The sequence below is a fragment of the Bilophila sp. T19-St14 genome (assembly GCF_059728385.1).
Genome location: NZ_BAAGFT010000001.1, coordinates 351,561 through 371,902 on the forward strand (window position 1 = coordinate 351,561; position 20,342 = coordinate 371,902).

Annotated in this window: 13 protein-coding genes and 1 tRNA gene; 7 read left to right on the plus strand and 7 right to left on the minus strand. The window is 59.2% G+C overall.

Going from position 1 to position 20,342, the window contains the following annotated elements; all coding sequences use genetic code 11:
- The first annotated feature begins 2 nt into the window (after positions 1-2).
- Positions 3-1,676, plus strand: a complete 1,674-nt coding sequence (locus AC6I1V_RS01485; protein WP_308770938.1) for a nickel-dependent hydrogenase large subunit — start codon at positions 3-5, stop codon at positions 1,674-1,676.
- A gap of 21 nt (positions 1,677-1,697) precedes the next feature.
- Entirely contained in the window at positions 1,698-2,171 is a 474-nt protein-coding gene (locus AC6I1V_RS01490) for a HyaD/HybD family hydrogenase maturation endopeptidase (protein ID WP_308770939.1), read from the plus strand.
- A gap of 612 nt (positions 2,172-2,783) precedes the next feature.
- Here AC6I1V_RS01490 and AC6I1V_RS01495 read toward each other — a convergent pair.
- From AC6I1V_RS01495 to AC6I1V_RS01515, 5 genes are all read right to left on the minus strand, one after another.
- Positions 2,784-2,858: transfer RNA gene (locus tag AC6I1V_RS01495), tRNA-Gln, on the minus strand.
- Positions 2,859-3,230: 372 nt separating this feature from the next.
- Entirely contained in the window at positions 3,231-6,413 is a 3,183-nt protein-coding gene (locus tag AC6I1V_RS01500; RefSeq protein ID WP_486853934.1) for an AsmA family protein, read from the minus strand.
- Entirely contained in the window at positions 6,410-9,664 is a 3,255-nt protein-coding gene (locus tag AC6I1V_RS01505; RefSeq protein WP_486853933.1) for a UvrD-helicase domain-containing protein, read from the minus strand. The genes AC6I1V_RS01500 and AC6I1V_RS01505 overlap by 4 nt, the downstream gene beginning before the upstream one ends.
- A gap of 15 nt (positions 9,665-9,679) precedes the next feature.
- Positions 9,680-11,002 (minus strand): ATP-dependent 6-phosphofructokinase, encoded by a 1,323-nt coding sequence (locus AC6I1V_RS01510; RefSeq protein ID WP_302552171.1) that lies wholly within the window; start codon positions 11,000-11,002, stop codon positions 9,680-9,682.
- A gap of 2 nt (positions 11,003-11,004) precedes the next feature.
- Positions 11,005-11,904, minus strand: a complete 900-nt coding sequence (locus AC6I1V_RS01515) for a TrmH family RNA methyltransferase (RefSeq protein WP_497736808.1) — start codon at positions 11,902-11,904, stop codon at positions 11,005-11,007.
- Between the two features lie 128 nt (positions 11,905-12,032).
- On the opposite strand from AC6I1V_RS01515, the gene AC6I1V_RS01520 reads away from it, so the two are divergent.
- From AC6I1V_RS01520 to AC6I1V_RS01530, 3 genes are read left to right on the plus strand one after another with little or no spacing between them, the layout of a single operon-like run.
- A complete protein-coding gene (locus tag AC6I1V_RS01520) occupies positions 12,033-13,850 on the plus strand; it encodes a lytic transglycosylase (protein WP_486853931.1) in 1,818 nt (605 codons plus the stop codon).
- Positions 13,851-13,893: 43 nt separating this feature from the next.
- A complete protein-coding gene (locus AC6I1V_RS01525; RefSeq protein WP_497736810.1) occupies positions 13,894-14,568 on the plus strand; it encodes a TVP38/TMEM64 family protein in 675 nt (224 codons plus the stop codon).
- 25 nt (positions 14,569-14,593) lie between these two features.
- A complete protein-coding gene (locus AC6I1V_RS01530) occupies positions 14,594-15,538 on the plus strand; it encodes a DUF4037 domain-containing protein (RefSeq protein WP_486853929.1) in 945 nt (314 codons plus the stop codon).
- 179 nt (positions 15,539-15,717) lie between these two features.
- Here the strand turns inward: AC6I1V_RS01530 and AC6I1V_RS01535 are convergent, their stop codons facing one another.
- Both AC6I1V_RS01535 and AC6I1V_RS01540 read right to left on the minus strand, forming a co-directional pair.
- The gene (locus AC6I1V_RS01535; RefSeq protein WP_302552163.1) at positions 15,718-16,539 is read right to left on the minus strand and encodes a tetratricopeptide repeat protein; all 822 of its coding nucleotides are present in this window, start codon (positions 16,537-16,539) and stop codon (positions 15,718-15,720) included.
- 140 nt (positions 16,540-16,679) lie between these two features.
- The gene (locus AC6I1V_RS01540) at positions 16,680-17,720 is read right to left on the minus strand and encodes a DUF2776 family protein (RefSeq protein WP_486853928.1); all 1,041 of its coding nucleotides are present in this window, start codon (positions 17,718-17,720) and stop codon (positions 16,680-16,682) included.
- A gap of 197 nt (positions 17,721-17,917) precedes the next feature.
- On the opposite strand from AC6I1V_RS01540, the gene AC6I1V_RS01545 reads away from it, so the two are divergent.
- Positions 17,918-18,901: a DMT family transporter gene (locus tag AC6I1V_RS01545; RefSeq protein ID WP_486853927.1), complete on the plus strand. Its 984-nt coding sequence runs from the start codon at positions 17,918-17,920 to the stop codon at positions 18,899-18,901.
- Complete coding sequence (locus tag AC6I1V_RS01550; protein ID WP_497736811.1) at positions 18,898-20,148, plus strand: peptidase U32 family protein; 1,251 nt, start codon at positions 18,898-18,900, stop codon at positions 20,146-20,148. The genes AC6I1V_RS01545 and AC6I1V_RS01550 overlap by 4 nt, the downstream gene beginning before the upstream one ends.
- Positions 20,149-20,342 lie beyond the last annotated feature (194 nt).

Genomic DNA, 20,342 nt, shown 5'->3' on the forward strand with positions numbered 1-20,342 from the left:
CCATGAGCGAAGCCAGAAAAACACCCCAGAGCCATTTTACCGGACCTGTCGTTATCGATCCCCTGACCCGTATCGAAGGCCATCTGCGCATTGAAGTGGAGGTGAAGGACGGGCGCGTCAGCGAAGCCCGCAGCGTCGGCACCCTGTACCGCGGCCTTGAGACGATTTTGGTCGGGCGCGACCCCCGCGACGTGCAGCACTTCACACAGCGTACCTGCGGCGTGTGCACCTATACCCACGCGCTGGCCTCCACCCGCGCCCTCGAAGACGCGATCAAGGTGGAAATCCCTAAGAACGCCACCTACATCCGAAACCTCGTGCTTGGGATGCTGTATCTGCACGATCACATCGTGCATTTCTATCATCTGCACGCCCTCGATTTTGTGGACGTGACCAGCGCGCTTCAGGCCGATCCGGTCAAGGCCGCCAAAATCTGCTCGTCCGTTTCCCCGCGCCCCGTGTCGGCGGAGGACTTCAAGGCGGTGCAGGCCAAGCTGAAAGCCTTTGTGGAAAGCGGCCAGCTCGGCCCGTTCACCAACGCCTACTTCCTCGGCGGGCATCCCGCCTACTATCTCGATCCTGAAGCGAACCTCATCGCCACGGCGCACTACCTTGAGGCCCTGCGGCTGCAGGTCAAGGCGGCGCGGGCTATGGCGGTGTTTGGCGCGAAGAACCCGCATACCCAGTTCCTCGTGGCGGGCGGCGTGACCTGCTACGAAAGCCTGACGCCGGAGCGCATTGCCGAATTTGAAGGCTTGTATAAGGAAGTCAACGACTTCGTGAATCAGGTCTACATCCCGGATCTGCTGCTTGTCGGCGGCGCGTACAAGGACTGGGCCAAGATCGGCGGCACGACCAACTTTATGACCTTCGGCGAGTTCCCCGGAGACGAGCGCAATCTCGAATCCCGGTGGTTCAAGCCCGGCGTGGTGTTCGACCGCAAGCTGGAAGTCCTGCCTTTCGATCCCTCGAAGATCGAGGAGCATGTGCGGCACAGTTGGTATGCTGGCGATGCTGTTCATAAGCCGTTCCAGGGTGTTACCGAGCCCAAGTTTACCTTTATGGGCGACAAGGATCGCTATTCGTGGATGAAGGCGCCCCGTTACGACGGGCGCGCTATGGAAACCGGCCCGCTCGCGCAGGTTCTGGTGGCCTATCTCAAGGGCAATGCCGAGGTCGTCCCGGTAGTCGACAGCGTGCTCCAGACCCTCAGCCTGACGCCCGGCGATCTGTTCTCCACGCTCGGCAGAACCGCCGCGCGCGGCATCGAAACCGCCGTCATCGCCAAGAAGACCGGTGAGATGTTGCAGGAATACAAGGAAAACGTGGCTTCCGGCGACAAGAAGATCGTCGAGAACTGCGAAGTGCCGGACAAGGGCGAAGGTGTGGGCTTTGTGAACGCGCCCCGCGGCGGGCTCTCTCACTGGCTGGTCATCGAGGGCAAGAAGGTGGCCAATTTCCAGCTTGTGGTGCCTTCCACATGGAACCTCGGCCCGCGCTGTTCAAAGGGCATTCCGAGCGCGGTGGAAGAGGCGCTTGTCAATACGCCCATCGCCGATCCCAAGCGTCCGGTCGAAATCCTGCGTACGGTTCATTCGTTCGATCCCTGCCTTGCCTGCGCGGTGCATGTGATCGACGGCAGGACGAATGAAGTCAGCAAGTTCCAGATATTGTAAGTGAAAACGGGAGAACGGAAGATGGCTGAACAGGTGCTGGTTTTGGGTGTAGGCAATATTCTGTTCTCCGACGAGGCTATCGGGGTGCGTGCGGTTGAGCATCTGCAGCAGTGCGCATCCTTGCCTGAAAACGTATTGCTCATGGACGGCGGCACGCTCGGCATCCGGCTGATGGACGCCATCATGGGGTGTGATCTGCTGATTGTGGTGGATGCCGTCCTTGGCGGCGGCGAGCCGGGGACCCTGTACCGTTTGGAAGGCGAGGGGCTGCGCGAGAGTATGAGTTTCCGTGACTCTATGCATCAGACGGATCTGGTCGATACGCTGATTTACTGCGATTTGGCGGGGCATAGGCCGGATGCGGTCGTGCTCGGTATGGAGCCCGCCGATTACCACACGATGGAGATCGGGCTGACCCCGGTCTGTCAGGAGCGCCTACCCGATCTGGCCGGGAAGGTCGTCGAGGAGCTGCGCGCACGTGGGGTTATCGCGTAGTGTCAGGCTAAAGAAAAGATAGGGGAAGGGAGGGGAAACCTTTCTGGAGAAAAGGGGAGAGCACCCTCACGCTTTTCTCTCTTCCCAAAACTGCTAGTGTGGCTTGCGTTCATCCCTCCTTTTCCAATTCCAAATTCCAAGTACTTTTGATTTCACCGAATCCCTGTTCGTAGTTTTTCCAGCGCAGACGACCTTGGAACGCTACGCTTCCCAAGAAAAACGTCTGTAGGGCACATATTTTTTGGGGGTGGGAACAATGAAGAGGGGGGGAAAGCGTCGTCCGTGGCGCGCTCGGAACGCTTTTTTCAGCTCACGCCGGAAAAGAGCCTTTTCGGGTGGCCTCCCCATTTTATGAAAGCCTTAGATTGTGTCGTTAATTAGATATAATATATTGAAATTATTTAATTATTTTTAAGCCGTAAAAATATTAGTTCAATAATTTAAAATAGTTATATAAAATAATGACACACCCTAGAAGCTGAGGGGCTGAGCCATACTGCGGGTTTGGTGAGGGGAGAGGAAGCCTTTCTTCAGAAAGATTCCTCCCCTCGCCATTCCATTCTGTGCGGCGCACAAAAAAAGGAAGGCAGAATAACCTTCCTTTTAAATTTTTGGCTGGGCTACGTGGACTTGAACCACGATTAACGGGACCAGAATCCGTCGTCCTGCCAATTGAACGATAGCCCAACAACGTGAGAAAATTTCTGTCAAAGAATGCCCGCGAAGTCAAGTAAAAAATGTTTTTTTCTTTGATCGTGTCATAGGAAATGGCTGATGTTTTCTTTCCTGAAGTTCCAAAGGAATAATCAATAAAATGTCTCAGCTATAGAATCCGCCAACGAAAAGCTTGGAGAAAAAGTTTCTATTTTCACCATACTGTGGAGATAACACAGCCACATTCTATGACAGAGCCTAGTGGAAAAGCCTGCTGAACCGGAAGGAAGTTACGATATCCTTGGGCCAGGAAAAGGCACTCCGTTTGGGTGCGGCCCTATGGGGAGAAGCGGTTTCCCCATCTTCGCCTTACAATGAGAAATTGAAACGGAGACAGGCAACCCTCTACGGCGCAAGCAGACGGAGCGGGGCGGAAACCACGATGTCCAATATATTGAGGACGCCGCTGCCGATGCTGTTGAAGACGTTGGCCAAAATGCCGGTAGCATTGAAACTGCGCTGTGGCGCGTCGAGACTGCCGTAGTAACGTACCGGAATGTCCGGGATGCCGGGCCCGGTTACGTTCAAGGCATAGTTAAGCGTGTTGTTGATGAGGTTGATGTTGCCTTGGCCTCGGACGGACAGGCCGCCGGAGAGGTTGAGATCGCGTGTGGTTAGGATTCCTTTGGAAAGCGTCCCGGATGCGCTCAAGGAACTGAAACGGCTCATGGGGCCGGGTTTCTTCGCATCCAATTCACCGTTTCGGATAACGAAATTGAGGTTGCCGTTCAGGGCGGCGGGGATGTCCGCGCCGGAACGGAGCAGGCCGGAAACGTCCGCGTCGAGGCTCCCCGTACCGGACAGCAGTTGGGCCTGCCCCCGTTCCTTGCACAGCGTCAGGATATTGACGGCGTTCAGCGTATACCGCAGCCGTGAGAGCAGCCCGCCCGCGGTGGCCTCCGCACGCAAGCCGGCTCCAGCCGCCCCTCCCGCGACACGGGCCTTGATGGGGTCGGCCGTGAGCACACCGTTTTTGATGGTTACGGGAACGGTCAGGTTTTCATGTGGAATGCGGGCGATGATCAGGCGATCCACACTGAGCTCCCCATCCAGCTGTATTTGCCTGAGCCATTCGGTCTGCCACGGTGTACTCGGTTGTGCATATTTGGAAGACGTGGGCAGGTAGTCCCCTAGGCGCAATGTCCCAAGCCGGAGTTTGGCGATCCAGTGCGGCGGCGTCCCCTTTGTGCATTCGATTTGACCGGTAAGGCGCGTTTCATCAATGCGCCCTTCAAGCCCGGAAAAGCGCAGTGCGGACTCGTCCATACGGATTTTCGCCTTGGCCTGTGCCTGCCTGAGCGCCTGTTGGGGAAGGCTGGAGGGCAACATATCCCACTGGGCAAGGAAGGCACGGAGGTTTCCCGTCGAAACGGACAACGAAGCATCCCATGTCGGGTTGGTATTCAGGCCGTTTCCGCTTACAGAACCGATGAACGAAGCGGAAGCGCCTTTTGTGAGAAGCTGCCCGGAGAGCCCTTTGGCTTCCAGCGTGTTGGCCTGCGTATTAAGGGACAGTTTACCTGAAGCCTGCCCGCTGATGCCGTTGGCTGAAAGCTTGCCTGAAGCGGAAACGGCATCGGCGAAAAGGTTGAAAGGGCCGCTTGCCGGGAACTGGAGCGTTCCCGTCAGGTCGAGTGCCCCTTGTCCGGCCTCCGTCGTCAGGTTGCCCTGCCATTTCCCGGTGTAGGCATAGTGCGGCTGCGCTCCCTGCGTCCGGCTTCCTGCCCCCTGAAAGGCGATACGCAATTGAGAGAAAGCAAGAGTTTTATCCTTTTTTGCCCGTGAGAGGGAGAGGTTGCCTTTTTCGATAAGAGCTTCCCCCTTGCCTTTCAGTGAGGAGAGGAAGGCGGCGGGCGAAGTAGGGCGCGCCATAAAATTGGCCGAACCTGTCAGCGTGCCTTTCAGAACAGGGTATCTCGCCACGGGGCTGAGCAGGTTGTCGATGTTGACGCCGTTGGCCGTGAGGTTCAGGGCCATGACGTCACCGGGGATGAGATCGCCTTGTACCGATCCGCCGTACAGTGAAGCGCAGCGGATGGCGATTTTGGCCTGTTCCGCTTTATTTGTCGGATCGGGCGTAATGCGGACGGAGACGCCGTTGCCCGCCCACTTCCAAAATGTGGCGCGGGCAGCTTCCAAATGGATGTCATAGCCGACCGTTGTATTGGAATCGTCTTCTCCGAGAAGCGGCGGCGTTTTATAGGACGGCGCGGAAACCGCCTTGTTTTCCACTTCGGGGAATACCCGGTTCAAGGGGATGTCTTTGGTTGCAAGGTGCAGCGCAATGACGGGATTGGAAAAATCGGTGACGCCCCCGCCTCCCGTGAAGACGGTATTCAGTGCCGTTGCGGTAGCGGAGGAGACGACGAATTTTTGTGGTGTCAGCTCAAAGGGAAGCGTTCCCGATAGGTTGTCCAACGCTGCTTGTACGCCCGGAGGGAGATCCCGCGCAAAGCCGAACCAGCGGGGAAGGCTGAATCGTTTGATGGCAAGTGTCCCCCGCAGCGTCGGCATAGAATCCGCGCCGAAGTTCAGCCGCCCGTCCAGCGTAGCCTGATCCCCATCGACGTTGAGGGTCGCCCCTTTGACGGCAACCTGTGGGAGAGGGGAGCCCTGAAAGAGGGAGCCCAAAGGGGCTTCCGTCGTGAACGGAAGCAGGGCATGGACGGGAACAGATTGGCTTTTTAGTGAAAAATTACCGTCAAGGGAGGCTGCGCCGTCAATGGCGAGTGTGCCTTCAGTGGTACGGGCCGTCATGCCGAGGACAAACCGGGGGCTATCTTCATCACGAGAAAGAGGCATGGCGTAAGTGGCTTTGAACCGGAGCGTGGCCGGGGCATCAGCCGGGAACGCATATTCCAGATCGGATATTTCCAGATTGATGGCGCTGAGGGTTTGGAGCGGGGTGGCTTGTCCGTCCTTTTCCGGCGGCGTGTTTCCGTACCATTCCATCTTGCCCACCGAGAGCGAGAGCTCACCGGGGTCCCCGTTTCCCGGAACGGCGGCACTGCCGGAAATGCCGGATATCCGCCACTGGGGGTGAAGGCCGGACTTGTTCGTACCGGGGAGGAGATAGGCGACGGTTCCGTCTTCGACATCTATTTCCATTTCAGCAAGTTGTGGCGGTATGGAAAATTGCGGCTGTTGCAACGTTTCCGGCATCGTTCCGGTTGGCGGTTCAAGCAGCAGTGCGGGCTTGAGAAGGCGGACTCCGGCGATGTGCGTTTCGCCGTGGAGCAAGGCCCATAGATCGGGATAGACGGCCCCTTCGTCCACAAACAGCGTCATTGCCGGGGTACGGATGGTCAGGCCGGAAACGCTGGCCGCCGGGCGTGGAAAGAGGGAGAGCGAGGCTTGATCAACCGACAGGACAAACCCGGCTTCAGGAGCGGAAAAGCGGGCGGACAGCGAACGGGCGAACCCTGCGGGGTCTTGGTTGAACGTATATATGAAAAAGCCAAGCACAAGGACAAGCGCCCAGAAAATGGGGAGCAAAACACAAAGGAGGATGGAGGTGGAACGCTTCATACCTGTAGCTGTTTGTAATCAAGGCGTTTGAGATCGAGGTATACCAGTACGCCTTGGACAGGCCGAGGCGCAGCCTTGGCAATAAGGCGCATATAGCGCTGGAGCTGGATTTCATGCGCTGGGGTTGGCGCTCCCGTTTTGTATTCGACCACGGTGATCCGCTTCCCGTCGTCAACCACAAGGTCGGAACGGTACAATTCGCCGGATTCATCAATGATCTCTTGTTCGGGGGTCCCGTACCGCAGCCATTCCTCCGTTTCGGGCAGGGCCGCATACCATGCCAGCATCTCCACAATCTCGCGCTCGACCGCTTCGGGGTCACGGATCGGAAGCGGGAATGTGCGCAAGCCCTGCTTGAAGGCTTGGCGGGCGTCCTCTTCCGGGTGCCCCGTCAGTTGTCCTGCCGTTTGCAGGCAAGCCAGACAGTGGTGCGCGAACGTGCCGCGGCGTTTTTGGGTAAACGAAAATTCTTCCAGCGGATTTCGGAAGATACGCAAACGCGGCAGCCAGTGCATGGGACGCCAGCGTTCGTTGTCTTGCCCTGCGGGGATGCCTTCCGGCTCGATCAATGACAGCTCTTCGGCGGCAGCCTCGTCATCCCGTATCGGCTTTGGCCCCCCGGCTTGCTCGGCGGAGCGGACGAAGGGAGGCGTACCGGTTTCAAAGGTTTCTTCAGTCATGGGAAGCGCGCCGAGAAGCACGTTCAGGCCGCTTCCGAGCCCCGATGCACTGCGGCTGGAGGCCGTTTCCGTCAGGAAGGCGTACAGCTCCTCTTCCGCCCGCGTCCACGCCACATAAAGCAGGTGCAGCGCTTCACGGGCATTGTCCGCGATGGCCTTGTAGTGTGCGTAACCGGAGGCCGGGCCGCGTGGGGCAAGTACCGTCAGGCCGTCCACATGCGTCTCCACGGCAGGGCTGTCCACCCGTTGGGAAAAGTTATGCCACGGCACGATGACGACGGGGAATTGCAGCCCCTTCGACTTATGCATGGTCATGACCCGCACGGCGTCGAGGGTTTCCGGCATGGGGGCTTTTTCCTGCTGCCCGTGCTTGTTCCAATAGTCGAGGAATGAGGATAACGAACCGTATCCTTGCCCTTCCGCGACGTGAATGATTTCCAAAAAGCGGCGGACAAAGGCGGCCTCAGCGGGATAGCGGCCCCATATGTCGAGGCGTCCCAACGCTTCGCGGGTGAGATCGTAAGGCGTGAGCAACCCCGCGTCCGCATGGAAAGGCGCGATCCACTTTAGCCAGATGTCGGGGAAGTCCTCACGGAAAGCCATGAACAGCGGCATGTTGCGGTGTTCCGACGTCCTGCGGGCGGCGGCCCAGTCTTCCAGCGCCTGTTCGCTCAGGGGGATAAGCGGCAACAGCATCTGGCGGCCGGAAAGGAATGTCCAGAACGCCAGATCGTTGCGCGGGGAATCGAGGAAGGTCAGGAGCGCGGTAATCTGTTCCACCAGAGGGTGTTCGGCGAGCAGGAAGCTGTTGTCGGTGACGACGGGGATCCCTTCCTCCATAAGCCATCCGGCGACTTGTGCGGCCTTTCCGTTGGAGCGCACTAGTACGGTGACGTCTCCCCACGGACGGCGTGAGACAACCTCATGAACGCATTCCAGCAGACGTTCGCGGACTTCTTCGTCCAGATCTTCGCTCTTGTCGCCGTAGACGCGCTGGAGACGCAGGAAGCCTTCGGCCTTGTCGGGCGCAACGTCCTGTTCGGAACCGGCAAAGCCTTCTTTGAGCAGTTGGGCCCCTTCCTCAAGAACGGCTGCCAGCAGGGCGGGCGGCGTATCTTTGGGGAGCATGGCGGACAGCACGGCCTTAGCCGTAGCCGTTTCGGAAAGCTGGCGGAACAGGGTGTTGTTGGTTTCGACGATGGCCCGGCAGCTCCTCCAGTTGGTGGGGAGGATGTCGACGCGCGGTTCAGGTGCGACGGCGCACAGCTCCTCATCGGAGCGCACTTCGTCGAACAGCGTGGCGTCGCCGCCGCGCCAGCCGTAGATGGCCTGTTTGACGTCACCGACCCATGTAAGCGAACCGCCGCGGGAAAGGGCTTCCAAAACAAGGGGGTGGATGGCTTCCCACTGTTCGCGGCTGGTATCTTGGAATTCGTCCACGAGGATATGGGTCAGGCTCGTCCCCAAGCGGCAAAACGCTTCGGGAACGCCGTAATCGCCCGACAGCACCTGACGGGCCAGACGGGGGACGAAGGCGGCGGGAACGGCCCCCTCACGCTTGAGGAAGTCGGGAACCTGATCTGAGAGTTCCCGCGCCAGTTCCACAAACGGCATGACCGTCTGGGCCCGGCGGAGCAAGACGCCAGCCTCGTCCCATTTTCGGATGATGTCCCGCATGGCGTCGAAAGCCCGTTCCGCGTCGGGGGACGCCTTGCCTTTGGATGCCTTGTTCAGGCAGTCGTCCAAACAGGCTTTGCGCAGCATGGTGGAGTTGGGCGGCAGGTTTGCGGGGGCGGCCTTCCGGCAGGCATCAAGAGCTCTGGTCAGATGTGCGGAACAGGAAAGTTTTTCTTCGGCAAGCCGCCTGTGCAACGCTTCTACGGCATCGCGCAGATCGCGGGTCATGGCTCCCAGCCGTTCCGTGATTTCAGAGGGATGCGCGAGTGCGACGGACTGCGTCTTCATGATAGGAAGAAGCAGCTCCATGACCCGTCCGCGCAGGGTTTCCCCGGCGAGGAACCCGCGCTGCGGGGAATGGAAAAAGACGTTCCGGCATGCCTCCTCCAGCAGGGCGTGGAGCCGTTCGTCGCTCCGTGACTGCTCGAGCAGGCTGTCCAGAAGCGGCGCGATGGCCTCATCCGTGGCGAATACGGGCTCGAAGTCGGGAGGCAGATCCAGCTCCAGCGCCGTCAGCCTGACGATGAGGTGCAGGAGGCTGTCGATAGTGCGGACGTTGAGGGCCCCATAGCGCCGGAGGATGATCCCCACCCATCTCCGGGCCTGCTCGCGCGTCCATCCGGGAGCGGGCTTGTCCGTGCCGAGGGCGGTATCCTTAAGGCGTCCGATGATCCGTTCCTGCATTTCGGCGGCGGCGCGGTTCGTAAAGGTGACGGCAAGGATTTCCGGCCAGCCGTGCGGCCCGGAATGGACGGCGCTGCACCCGGAAAAGGGACCGCCGCCAGCTTCCGCGGCACCCGAAAGGTGCTTCAGGAAGCTGGTGGTCAGTTCGTAGGTCTTGCCCGAACCTGCCGAAGCGCGGATCTGCCTGAGCTGTGGAGCTGATGAGGACATGGATGACACGGAATGTTACGCTTTTTCGCCTTCGGGCAACATACCGGTCAACTCGCCTTGTCCGGTCGATTCGAGCACGGCACGCCACAGCCCCGAACGGATGTCGAGCTTGCGGCGCTTTTTGGTGACGAGATCCAGCGGGATGTGGACGTAACGATCCATGATCTTGGCAACAACCATTTCAGTCCTACCCGCCATGGCTGCGTGGACGGCATGTTGGCCGAGGAAACCGCAATAGACCCGGTCGTTGGCATTGGCCGGGACGGAACGGATGATGTAGCTTGGGTCGATGTATTTGATGCTGATGGGCATTTTCCCGTGGAAATAATCGACGATGGACGTCCTCAGCAGGCTCCCCACGTCGGACAGCACGGGATTCCCGGAGGCGTCGCGGGCTTCGTTCCTCTGGAGGAGGTGCTGGCCCGCGCCTTCAGCCGCGATGATGACGGCGTGCCCGCGCAGCTTGAGGCGCCGTTCCAGCGCGGGGAGCAAGCCCCCTTCGCCGTGCAGTTGGAACGGCGCTTCGGGGATGAGCACGAAGTTGGCCTCACGCAGGGCGAGGGCGGACTGCGCCGCGATGAACCCGGACTCGCGGCCCATGAGTTTGACGATGCCGATGCCGTTGGGCGTGCCTACGGCTTCCACATGCGCGCAGCCGATGGCTTCGGTGGCCTTGTCCACGGCGGTGTCGAAGCCAAAGGACTGCGGCACGAAATTGATGTCGTTGTCGATGGTCTTGGGGATGCCGATGATGGAAATGCGGATGTTGCGCCGGCGCACTTCCTTGGCGATGGCGGAGGCGGCCTTCATGGAGCCGTCGCCGCCGATGACGAAGAGGACGCTCACATTGAGCCGTTCGAGCGCGTCAACGATTTCGGAAGGATCCTGCGGCCCTCTGGAGGAGCCGAGGAGCGTCCCGCCGAACTGGTAGATGTGCTCGACGCTGGCCGGGGTCAGCTCCATCACGTTATGGCTGTAGGAGGGGATGAAGCCTTCAAGCCCGTAACGGATGCCGAGAACGGAAGGCGTGTTGTAGGCGTGGTAGGCTTCGAGGACAATGGCCCGGATCACGTCGTTGAGGCCGGGGCAAAGCCCGCCGCAGGTGACGATGGCGCATTTGGTTTTGCCGGGATCGAAATACAGTTCCTGACGCGGCCCCGCTTCTTCAAAAAGCAGGGTCTGATGGGTACCGATGTCTTCGTCGTATTCGTGGCTCAGGCTCAGCATGACCTTTCCGGTATTGATCATGTTCCCGTAAGGAAGCGGAGAAGGAATCTTGGCTTGGCCGAGCGTGGCGATGGGGATTTCGCGGACAGGGATGCTGTATTCCGATGTCATGGTCATTCTCCGGACGGATTTTTTTCGAGATGCTGGCGGGCGAAGCAGCTTGTCAGGATACCGCCCGCCTGCGCCACATTGAGCGAATCGAATGCCCGCAGCATGGGGATGTGCAGGAGATGGTGGCAGCGTTTGGCAACCTGCGGCCGTATGCCGTGTTCTTCATTGCCGAGGACGAGCAGGGCGGGGGTATGCAGGCGGGTGGTGAAGGCGTCGAGGCTGCCTTCGCCGAACGCGGCCCCGTAGATGAGGAATCCCGCGTCCCGCGCCTCATCCAGCGCCCGGGCGACGTTCATGACCTTGGAGACCGGAAGGCGTTCCAACGCCCCGGCTGCGGCGCGGCGCGCCCCGGCCCCCAGAAAGGTGCCGTTGTGACGCGGGATGACCAGCCCGGCACCCCCCATTGCGTACAGGGTTCGGGCGAGGGTTCCGGCATTGCCGGGGTCCTGCACCTGATCAAGCACGAGGATGAGCGGCAGGGGGGCGTCCGCAGCGGTCATGAGCATATCGGCGAACTCGGTGAAGCCGGCCTCGAAAAGCCGGGCGACGACGCCCTGATGCCCGGCGGGGCAAAGCCGATCAAGGCTTTGGGCATCCGTAAGCGTAAAACGGACTTTAGCCGTGCGGCACAGATCGAGGATGCGATCCGTATCTTGCGAGCGTTTGCCCTTGCGGACAAGGACGGCATCAATGCGTTCCGGTTCCCGTTCGAGAAGTTCCAAAACCGGCTTGATCCCGGAGAGGACGGCCTGCTCTTCTTTAGAATCGGAACAGGAAGCCTTTTCAAGAGAAGCGCCCTGTTCAGCAGTTTTCGGAGCGGAATGGAACGCCTTGCGGGGAGGAGTATTTTTATCTGTAATCATGAGATCCTTAAAGGTTGCCACGTCTCGGAGGATTGCCAAGCACGGCCTCGTCGAGTAGACTGGATGTGGATTTATGCCCCCGGAATGGCCCGGGGTAACATCACGAGGTGAACAGAGTGTATCGTGTTGTCCTTCCCGCGTCTATGCTTCTCCGCAGGGCAATCGGAATGCGCGCGGACGGCGTTTTGTCGTCCTGTGCGGTTTTCCGTCCTTCCGGCGTTTTGGGCGTGTTGCTGTTGTGCGTCCTTGTTGCGCTGACTGGTTGCAGCTCTAAAAACATCACGAGCAAGGGCCCCTTCGTATTGCAGGAACCTTCCAAAGGCTATCCACAGACGCTTTCTTCTTCGGGGCAGAAGACGGGAACGGTCTACTTGCCTTCCGATGACGGCAGGCCGCTGACGAAAGCCGAACAGGAAGCGTTCCTGTCCGAAGGGGAAATCGATAGGAACTTGCCGCAGGAGGAGCTTGGGGACGTTCTGCTCCATTTTAAATATCTGGTGCATAAGGATCGTTATACCGTCGAGAAGAACCTTGAGCGCGCGCAGCTGTATATGCCGTTTATTTACGAGACGCTGCGTTCAAAAGGGTTGCCGCGCGAATTGGCGTATGTCGCATTTATCGAGAGCGGGTACAACCCGATGGCGACTTCAAGCAGCGGGGCCGCGGGCATGTGGCAATTCATTTCGAGCACGGGCAAGCATTACGGCATGGCGCAGGACTGGTGGATGGATGAACGCCGCGATCCGTACCAGTCCACACGGGCGGCAGCAGATTATCTCGAAAAGCTTTATAAAATGTTCAACGATTGGCATCTGGCGGTTACGGCTTACAACGCGGGGGAAGGAAAGATCCAGCGAGGGCTCGCCGCTACCGGCGCCAAGACGTTCTTTGAGCTGCGCCGCAAGAATGAGCAGATTTATAGCGTTCGGGATCGCCTGTCCGATGAGAACAAACAGTATCTCCCCAAGTTTTTGGCCGTCTGCAAAATAGTGCGCAATCTTGATAAATTAGGGTTTTCCTGCGCGCCGTTCGCGAGTTCGTCGCAGATCGCGGAAGTCAGGGCGAAACCGGGGACGGATCTTATGCTGTTCTCCAAAAGCATAGGTATGAGCTGGGAGGAGTTTTCGGCGCATAACCCGGCGTATCAGCGCTATGTAAGCCATCCCTCGCGTTCCACCAAGGTTTATGTGCCCCGTGCGGTGGCAGGCAAGGCGCAGGCCCTGCTCTTCAAGCTGCCTCCGGCAAAAAGCGGTACGGGCTATGCCGGGCTGCGGGATTACAAGGTTTCGCGTGGCGACACGATGGCGAGCATATCCCGGAAGACCGGCGTTCCGGTGGCGGAGCTCCGGCGCATCAATCAGGTCAGCGAGCCTTTGCGCGCTGGCCGTGTGCTGAAAATCCCCGGAACCAATCGGACAGGCGTCAACCCTCGTATATTGGCATCCGTGCGGGAAACGCCGTCTGCAAAGGGTACGCCCGTTGCGTCCGCCGGGCGTCAAGCGCCTCCTTCGCGTACGGTTTCCGCCTCTGCACCGGTGCGTGAAAAAGCCGTATCGGCTGCCTCCGTCGCGTCGCACGAAGTGAAGCGGGGCGATACCATGTACTCCATTGCGAAGCGGTACGGTGTAACGCAGGAAGCGATCCTCGCCGCCAACGGCATGAAAAACCATAATATCAGCCTTGGCCAGCAGTTGCGGATTCCCGGCAAGGGAAAGACGGTGGCGTCCCAGTCCGCTAAAGCGGTTCCCGTGGACTCTTCGGTTCGCCCTGTGACGGCGTCCTCATCCAGTGTTCCCGTTTCCCGTCCCGTGGCTGAGGCCAAGGCCACGAATAAGATCGTCCGGTATACGGTTCAAAGCGGGGATACCCTCTGGGCCATTGCCCGCAAGTTCAACGTCTCTCCTGTCGAACTGCTTTCACTGAACAACATGAGCCGGAATACGGCCCTGCGCCCCGGTGATACGGTTCGTGTGGCGGTCAATTAAACAGGTGCGTACCGTAAGATCCCTTGCCTGCTTCGGTCAAAGCGTGCTGCGTTTTTTTCGGGTATGGAGCGGCGTCATCGCATTGGCTGTTTTGTTGGTTGGGGCGGGGCTGGCCCTTCGCTGGCTGCTGCCTCAGGCTGAAACCGTCACACGTTGGATCGATCTCTACATGCCGGGCGGCTATGTGGGGGGCTTTCTCTATGTTTGCTCGGCGGCGGGGCTGATTTGCCTCGCCGTCCCCCGCCAGTTATTGAGTTTTGCCGGGGGATACGCGTTCGGCCCACTGTGCGGGGCTGCGCTCGCAACCCTCGGCGTAACGCTTGGCTGTGTATTGGCGTTCGGCATGGCCCGGTACTGTGGGCGCTCCTTCGTTGAGCGGAGATATGGGGACAAGGCTGCTGTATTCAATCGTTATGTGGTTCAACGTCCCTTCATCCTTGCCATCTTGATCCGCCTGTTTCCGTCCGGGAACAACTTGGTGTTCAGTCTGCTTGCCGGGGGCAGCCGCATCCCGGCATGGCCTTTTTTTCTGGGGTCGTGCCTTGGGTACATTCCTCAAAATCTGCTGTTTGCCATGATTGGAGGCGGGATGCGCGTAGATGAGGGATGGAGGATCGGGCTCAGCGTATTCCTGTTTGCCGCCTCCTGTGCTTTAGGTTGGTGGCTTTATAAGCGCTATGCCGCCGCATACCCGGTAGGGGCACCGAACGAACATTGAACATTTACAATGAAAAGGAAATGATATGAAAGGATTGGAACTTTCAAGGATGTATTGGGAAAAGTGCGCGCTGCCGCTGTTCCGGCGGGAATTGCCCGCGTTTTTGGATCGCGCCGCTGTCGGTCTTGTTGGAGAAGGCTCTGAATGCTTTGGTTTTGATGATGAAATCTCCCAAGACCATGATTGGGGGCCGGGATTTTGCCTATGGCTGCCTGAAAGCGAATGGGCGGAATGGCAGGACGCCGTGGAAACCTTGCTTGCCCGATTGCCCGATACGTATGAGGGGTTCCCTGCCCGCATGGCGTCCGCCAAGCGTATGGAGCGGGTCGGCCCGTTGTCCATCGAAGGGTTCTATGCCCGGTTCATCGGGATGCCGCAGCCTCCTCAGACGTGGAAACAGTGGCGGCTCGTGCCTGAACAGTTCCTTGCCGTAAGTACGAACGGCGCCGTGTTCAGTGATCGGCTTGGGGCTTTTACGGCTTTCCGTGAGGCCTTATTGGGGTTCTATCCGGAAGATGTCCGCCTCAAGAAGATCGCCGCCCGGTGCATGGGCATGGCGCAGGCTGGTCAGTATAACTTGCTCCGTTCGTTGAGGCGGGGGGAGACGGCAACGGCTATGCTCGCCGCCGCGCGTTTTTCGGAGCAGGCCATTTCAATGACGTTTCTTTTGAATAAGCGGTACATGCCGTTTTACAAATGGGCGCACCGCGGCGTTGCGCAGTTGCCGATCCTCGGCAAGGAAACGGCTGCATGCGTAACGGCGTTGGCCGGGGTGGATTGGCGTCTTGGCCCCCGTGCCGAGGCGGTAGCCGGGGATCTTGTAGAATCATTGTGCCATGACGTGGCTGGTCGGCTGCGCTCGGACGGCTTGTCCGATGCCGAAGGCGACTGGCTGCTGGATCATGGCCCGTCCGTCCAGTCGCGGGTTGAAACGCCGGAGCTGCGGAGGATGTCCGTTATGCTGGAATAGCTTTTTCAGCGGATCGCACTGGGGTATGTTCACACGAACAAAGAATAAATATACTTTTTACAAGTAGTTATATTTATTTTTGAGTGATGCTGAATATTCCTTCCAACCCACTTCAGCCATTGGAAAAACCGGCATAGTGTGAATATGCCCTAAAGGAAGGGGCCGTCAGGCCCCTTTTATCATCCTTGCGCGGCGGCTTGTTTCGCCGCGTTGCGGCACAGGCTCAGATTATTGCGGCAGGTGGCGGCATCCGGGCTATCGGAAAGCCCAAGCCTGTCATAGCAGGAGAGCGCTTCCTCAAGCGTCTGGGCTGCTTTGTCCCACTGCGCATCCCCGGCCAGCGCCGCACCGTAGTTGCCGAGAGAGAAGGCTGTTTCAGGGTGGATGCCGAGGATTTCCTTACGGATCGACACGGCTTCCTGATGGTACAGGACTCCCTGATGGGTTTCGCCCCGTTCCTCGCAAATGCGGCCAAGATTGTTCAGGCAGGTGGAAACGCCGAAGCAGCGTCGGCCTTCCTTGGCCTCCCACAGAGCCAGCGCGGTTTTCAAGTTCGCTTCGGCGGCATCATATTTTTTGGCGGTGTACTGATGGGAGGAAAGGTTCAACAGCGCGTCGGCGATGCGCAAATCGTCGGCGGGCAGGTTTTCCTTAAGGATGGCGAGCGCCCGTTCGCCAAGCGTTGCGGCCTCTTCACATTCTCCCCGCTCAGAGCGGAGCCGAGCGAGGTTTTGCAGCCCACCCGCCACATGGATGTGATTCGGCCCGAACAATTCTTCAAGAAGGCGCAGTGATTCGCGAAAGAACGCTTCAGCCTCTTCCAGCCGCCCTTGAATGTGCAGGCAGCGCCCAAGGCCATCCAGAACCAGAACCCGGCCCCCTGTGGGCAGATCAGGTTTCAGCAGATCCCGGTAGATTTTTTCTGCGGCAAGGGCCTTGCCTTCCGCAAAAAACATCCGGGCCTCACTCAAACGCCGCTGAAAATGTTCGTCAAGCTGCATGGGACTCTCCCTCTGAAATGAATACCGAAGAGGCGGTATATGGAGCCGCCCGACCGGAACAGCCGTCCCTGCCCGCGGGTGTAGGCAGGGGCGGAGAGTGGGGAGTATAAGTTATTTCGTTTCAAAAGGCTACCGAGGGGTTAACTGGAAGTGCCGCTTTCCAGAATGGAAACGATGGAGAACAGAGTGAAGCAGATACCACCGAGGCCGACCATGACCCGGGCTGGAACCATATAGGCGGGATTGCTTGTCGCCGCCTCGAACAGGAAGGCCGCGATAAACAGGCAGATCAGAGCCGTCAGCACCGGGATGAGGGGAATACGCTTGGCGAGGGGATAGGGATGCCGCCATACCAGCGCCAACAAGAGAACCTTGCTCAGGATGCTGTAGCAGACGATGCCGAGGCCGATAAGGACGAATCCGGGGGCGATGGTGACCGGGCTGTACTGAAAAATCAGCAGGTAAAGCCCCCAAAGGATGTCGATGGTGCCCATGACGATGACCAGCCACGGCCAGAAGCGGCGATCCGTTTCGGAGTAGGTATTTTGGATCTGGCGCACGACGCTGGCGACAAGGGCGACGAGGCTTGTGCAGACCAGCCCTATGCCCGTCAAAACGTGTCCGGCCACAATGTTCTGCGCTTCGTCGGCGCTGAGGATGTCGATTCCCCAGACGATGCCGATCAGGGCGCAGATGATGGGGATGGCGAACAGCAGGGCGACCATGCCGCCGCTGAACGCATGGTCGGGGTGGTGTCCCGGCCCGGCCTTGGAGTTGCTTGGGATGAGGATGAACTTGGTGGAGGATAAGGCTACGGTGGACACGCAGCATGTGATCAGCCCAAGTCCGAAGACGACATGCCCGGCGACGAAATGTTCGGCCCCCGTACCGGAATGGACGAAGAGCAAGCCTCCGATGATGCCGATGGCAGCGGCCACATACCCAATAAGGGGCAGGGCGACCTTGAAGGCCGCACTGTAGGTATGGATGAGCTGGCGGATGATGGTCGCCGCCGTTGTAAACAGCGCCACGCAGATGATGCTTAGGAAGAGTACGACATGCCCGGCGACGTACGCGTTGGCGTCGCTGCCCATATCCCAGATGTACCAGCCATAGCCGAGGCAGATGGCGCCCATAGCCAGTGGGATGATCCTGAAGAGAACGCTGATCCAATAGTTCATGGCTTGCTCCTTTGCGGATGGAATGTATGAACAGAGCCAAGCACACCGGATTTTTGAATACTATTATAAATTAAACAGGTTATATGTACTAAAATGGATAACCCCTGTGTTGGTTCCCGGCATTTCCAGCCGGAATATCAGCTTTTGCCTTTAAGGGGGCTGGTCATTTCGGCGTTCCCACGGTAGAGCTTTGTCCCATGATGCGCTTTATCCAAAATCACGTTTCGTTGTCCGTACAGGCAGGGCTGGCGCTTTTCGGCGCGGTGCTCCTTTGGAGTAGTTCCTTTATCGCGCTGAAGATCGCGGTATCGGCGTTTGATCCGATGGTCATGGTCTTTGGCCGCATGCTGAGCTCTTTGGTGGCGCTGATGCTTTTGCGGGCGACCGTATGGCGGCGTGCCGAGGCCCCCATGCTGCTGGACAGGCGGGTGACGCGCCGGGAGTGGAAATACATCGTGCTGCTGGCGTTGTGCGAACCCTGCTTCTATTTCGTGTTTGAGGGGTACGCCATGATCTACACGACCGCGTCTCAGGCCGGGATGGTCGTCGCGGCCTTGCCTCTGGCGGTCGTGGTCGCGGCATGGCTGCTGCTTGGCGAACGCCCCCATCGGCGCGTCTGGATCGGGTTTGTGCTGGCCGTTGCCGGGGTCGTCTGGCTGAGCGCCGGATCCGAAGCCACGGAAAGTGCGCCGAATCCGATTTTCGGCAATTTTCTTGAAGTATTGGCCATGCTGTGCGGCGCCCTTTATGTGGTGTGCGCCAAGCAGCTTTCTTCCCGGTGTTCGCCGGTCTTGATCACGACCATGCAGTCGTTGGTCGGCCTTCTTTTTTTCATGTGCCTTCTGCCGCTTCCCGGTGTCAAACTTCCGGACAGCTTTCCCTTGCTGCCTACCTTGGCCATCCTTTATCTGGGGGTCGGCGTGACCATGCTTTCCTTCCTGCTGTATAATTTTGCCGTCCGTTCCGTGCCCGCCTCGCGCACCGGGGCCTTTCTCAACCTTGTACCCGTGCTGACGTTGTTTATGGGGCTGGTTTTCCTCGACGAGCGGCTGACCGCAGGGCAATGGGCCGCTTCCGCGCTGGTGTTGGGGGGCGTGATCTTCAGCCAGTGGAAGACGGCGCAGCCGGAGGAAAAGACAGGCCCGTCGGCAGCGGCTTCCATTTCGGAGGGGGCGGAATGAAAGAAAAAGCGCAGTTGCCGGAGCTGTTAGTTCCCGCCGGAGGCCGGGAACAGTTGGAGGCCGCCATCCTCTATGGGGCTGATGCCGTATATATGGGAGGGCCGGAACTGAGCCTGCGGACAGCTTGCGAGGGGTTTTCGGGTGAGGAGCTGGCGCTTGCCGTAGCCGACGCGCATGCCGCCGGGGTACGGGTATATTATTGCCTCAACGCCATGCCGTATGATGCGCAATTGCCCGCCGTGGAAACTGTGCTGGAGCGTTTGCCCGGAATGGGCGCGGATGGCCTCATCGCCGCTGATCCCGGCGTGATCTGGCTGGCAAAGAAGCATTGCCCGTTAGTGCCGCTGCATTTGTCCACACAAGCCCACTCCGTAAACGGGGCTGCCGTGGCTTTTTGGCGTGAAGCCGGGGTGGAGCGGATCAATCTGGCCCGTGAATTGGGGTTCAAACAGATCCTGGCGCTGGCGGAAGCGTTTCCCGGCATGGATTTTGAGGTGTTCGTACACGGTGCCATGTGCTTGGCCTTGTCCGGGCATTGCCTTTTGTCCGCATGGGTGAACAACCGCCCCGCCAACCAAGGAAGGTGTACGCAGCCGTGCCGTTTCGAGTACCGCGGCCTGTCCCTGCTGGTGGAGGAGCAAAAGCGCTCAGGCGAAGCCCTCTGGGAAATCCGCGAGGGTGAAGCGTTCAGCGGCGTTTGGGCCCCACAGGATTTGTGCCTGTTGCGGTATGTGGGATACTTGGTGGATTTTGGGGTACGGGCGCTGAAGCTGGAAGGCCGCACCAAAAGCGGCGGGTATGTCGCTCAGGTTGCGGATGTGTACCGTACGGCGCTGGATCAGCACATACGCCGGAAAACGGAAGGCATGCACGCCGGAGAGGAGGTTTCCACGGCGGCATTGCTCGAAGAATTGTTTCATACGGCATCGCGTCCTCTGTCCACGGGCTTTTTCCTTCCCCGGAGAAGGGTGGAGGTGCCTCCGGCGGGCCTGCGTCCCCGGCCCGTGGTGGCGCGCCTTATTGAGCCGGAGGGCGACGGCTGGCGGGTACAGGTGCGTTCCCCGTGGTCGGCGGATCGCGAGGCGTCCCTCCTCGTGCCGGGGATGCGGCGTCCGGCACTCCTCCCCGGCGCATATCAGCTTGAAAACCACAGGGGAGAGCGTGTGGATCTCCTGCACCCGGGCATGGAGGGCGTGCTGCATTGTGAAATCGACGGTCTCGGAAAGGGGCTGTACGTAAGGGCCTAGCTGCGTATTCCCATTCTTGGGGAATGGATTTCCCAAGGCAACCCGTGCCGGAATAGGCTGTGGAGCGAGCTTGGGGAAGCTCAAAAGCCGTTAAAAGGGTAAAGATCGGCCCCGTGCCGCAGGGTTGGGGAAGGGGAAAGCCCTTTTCCAGAGTTCCTTTCCCCAACGCCTTTAGGTTGTTTCAAAGCCCAGCA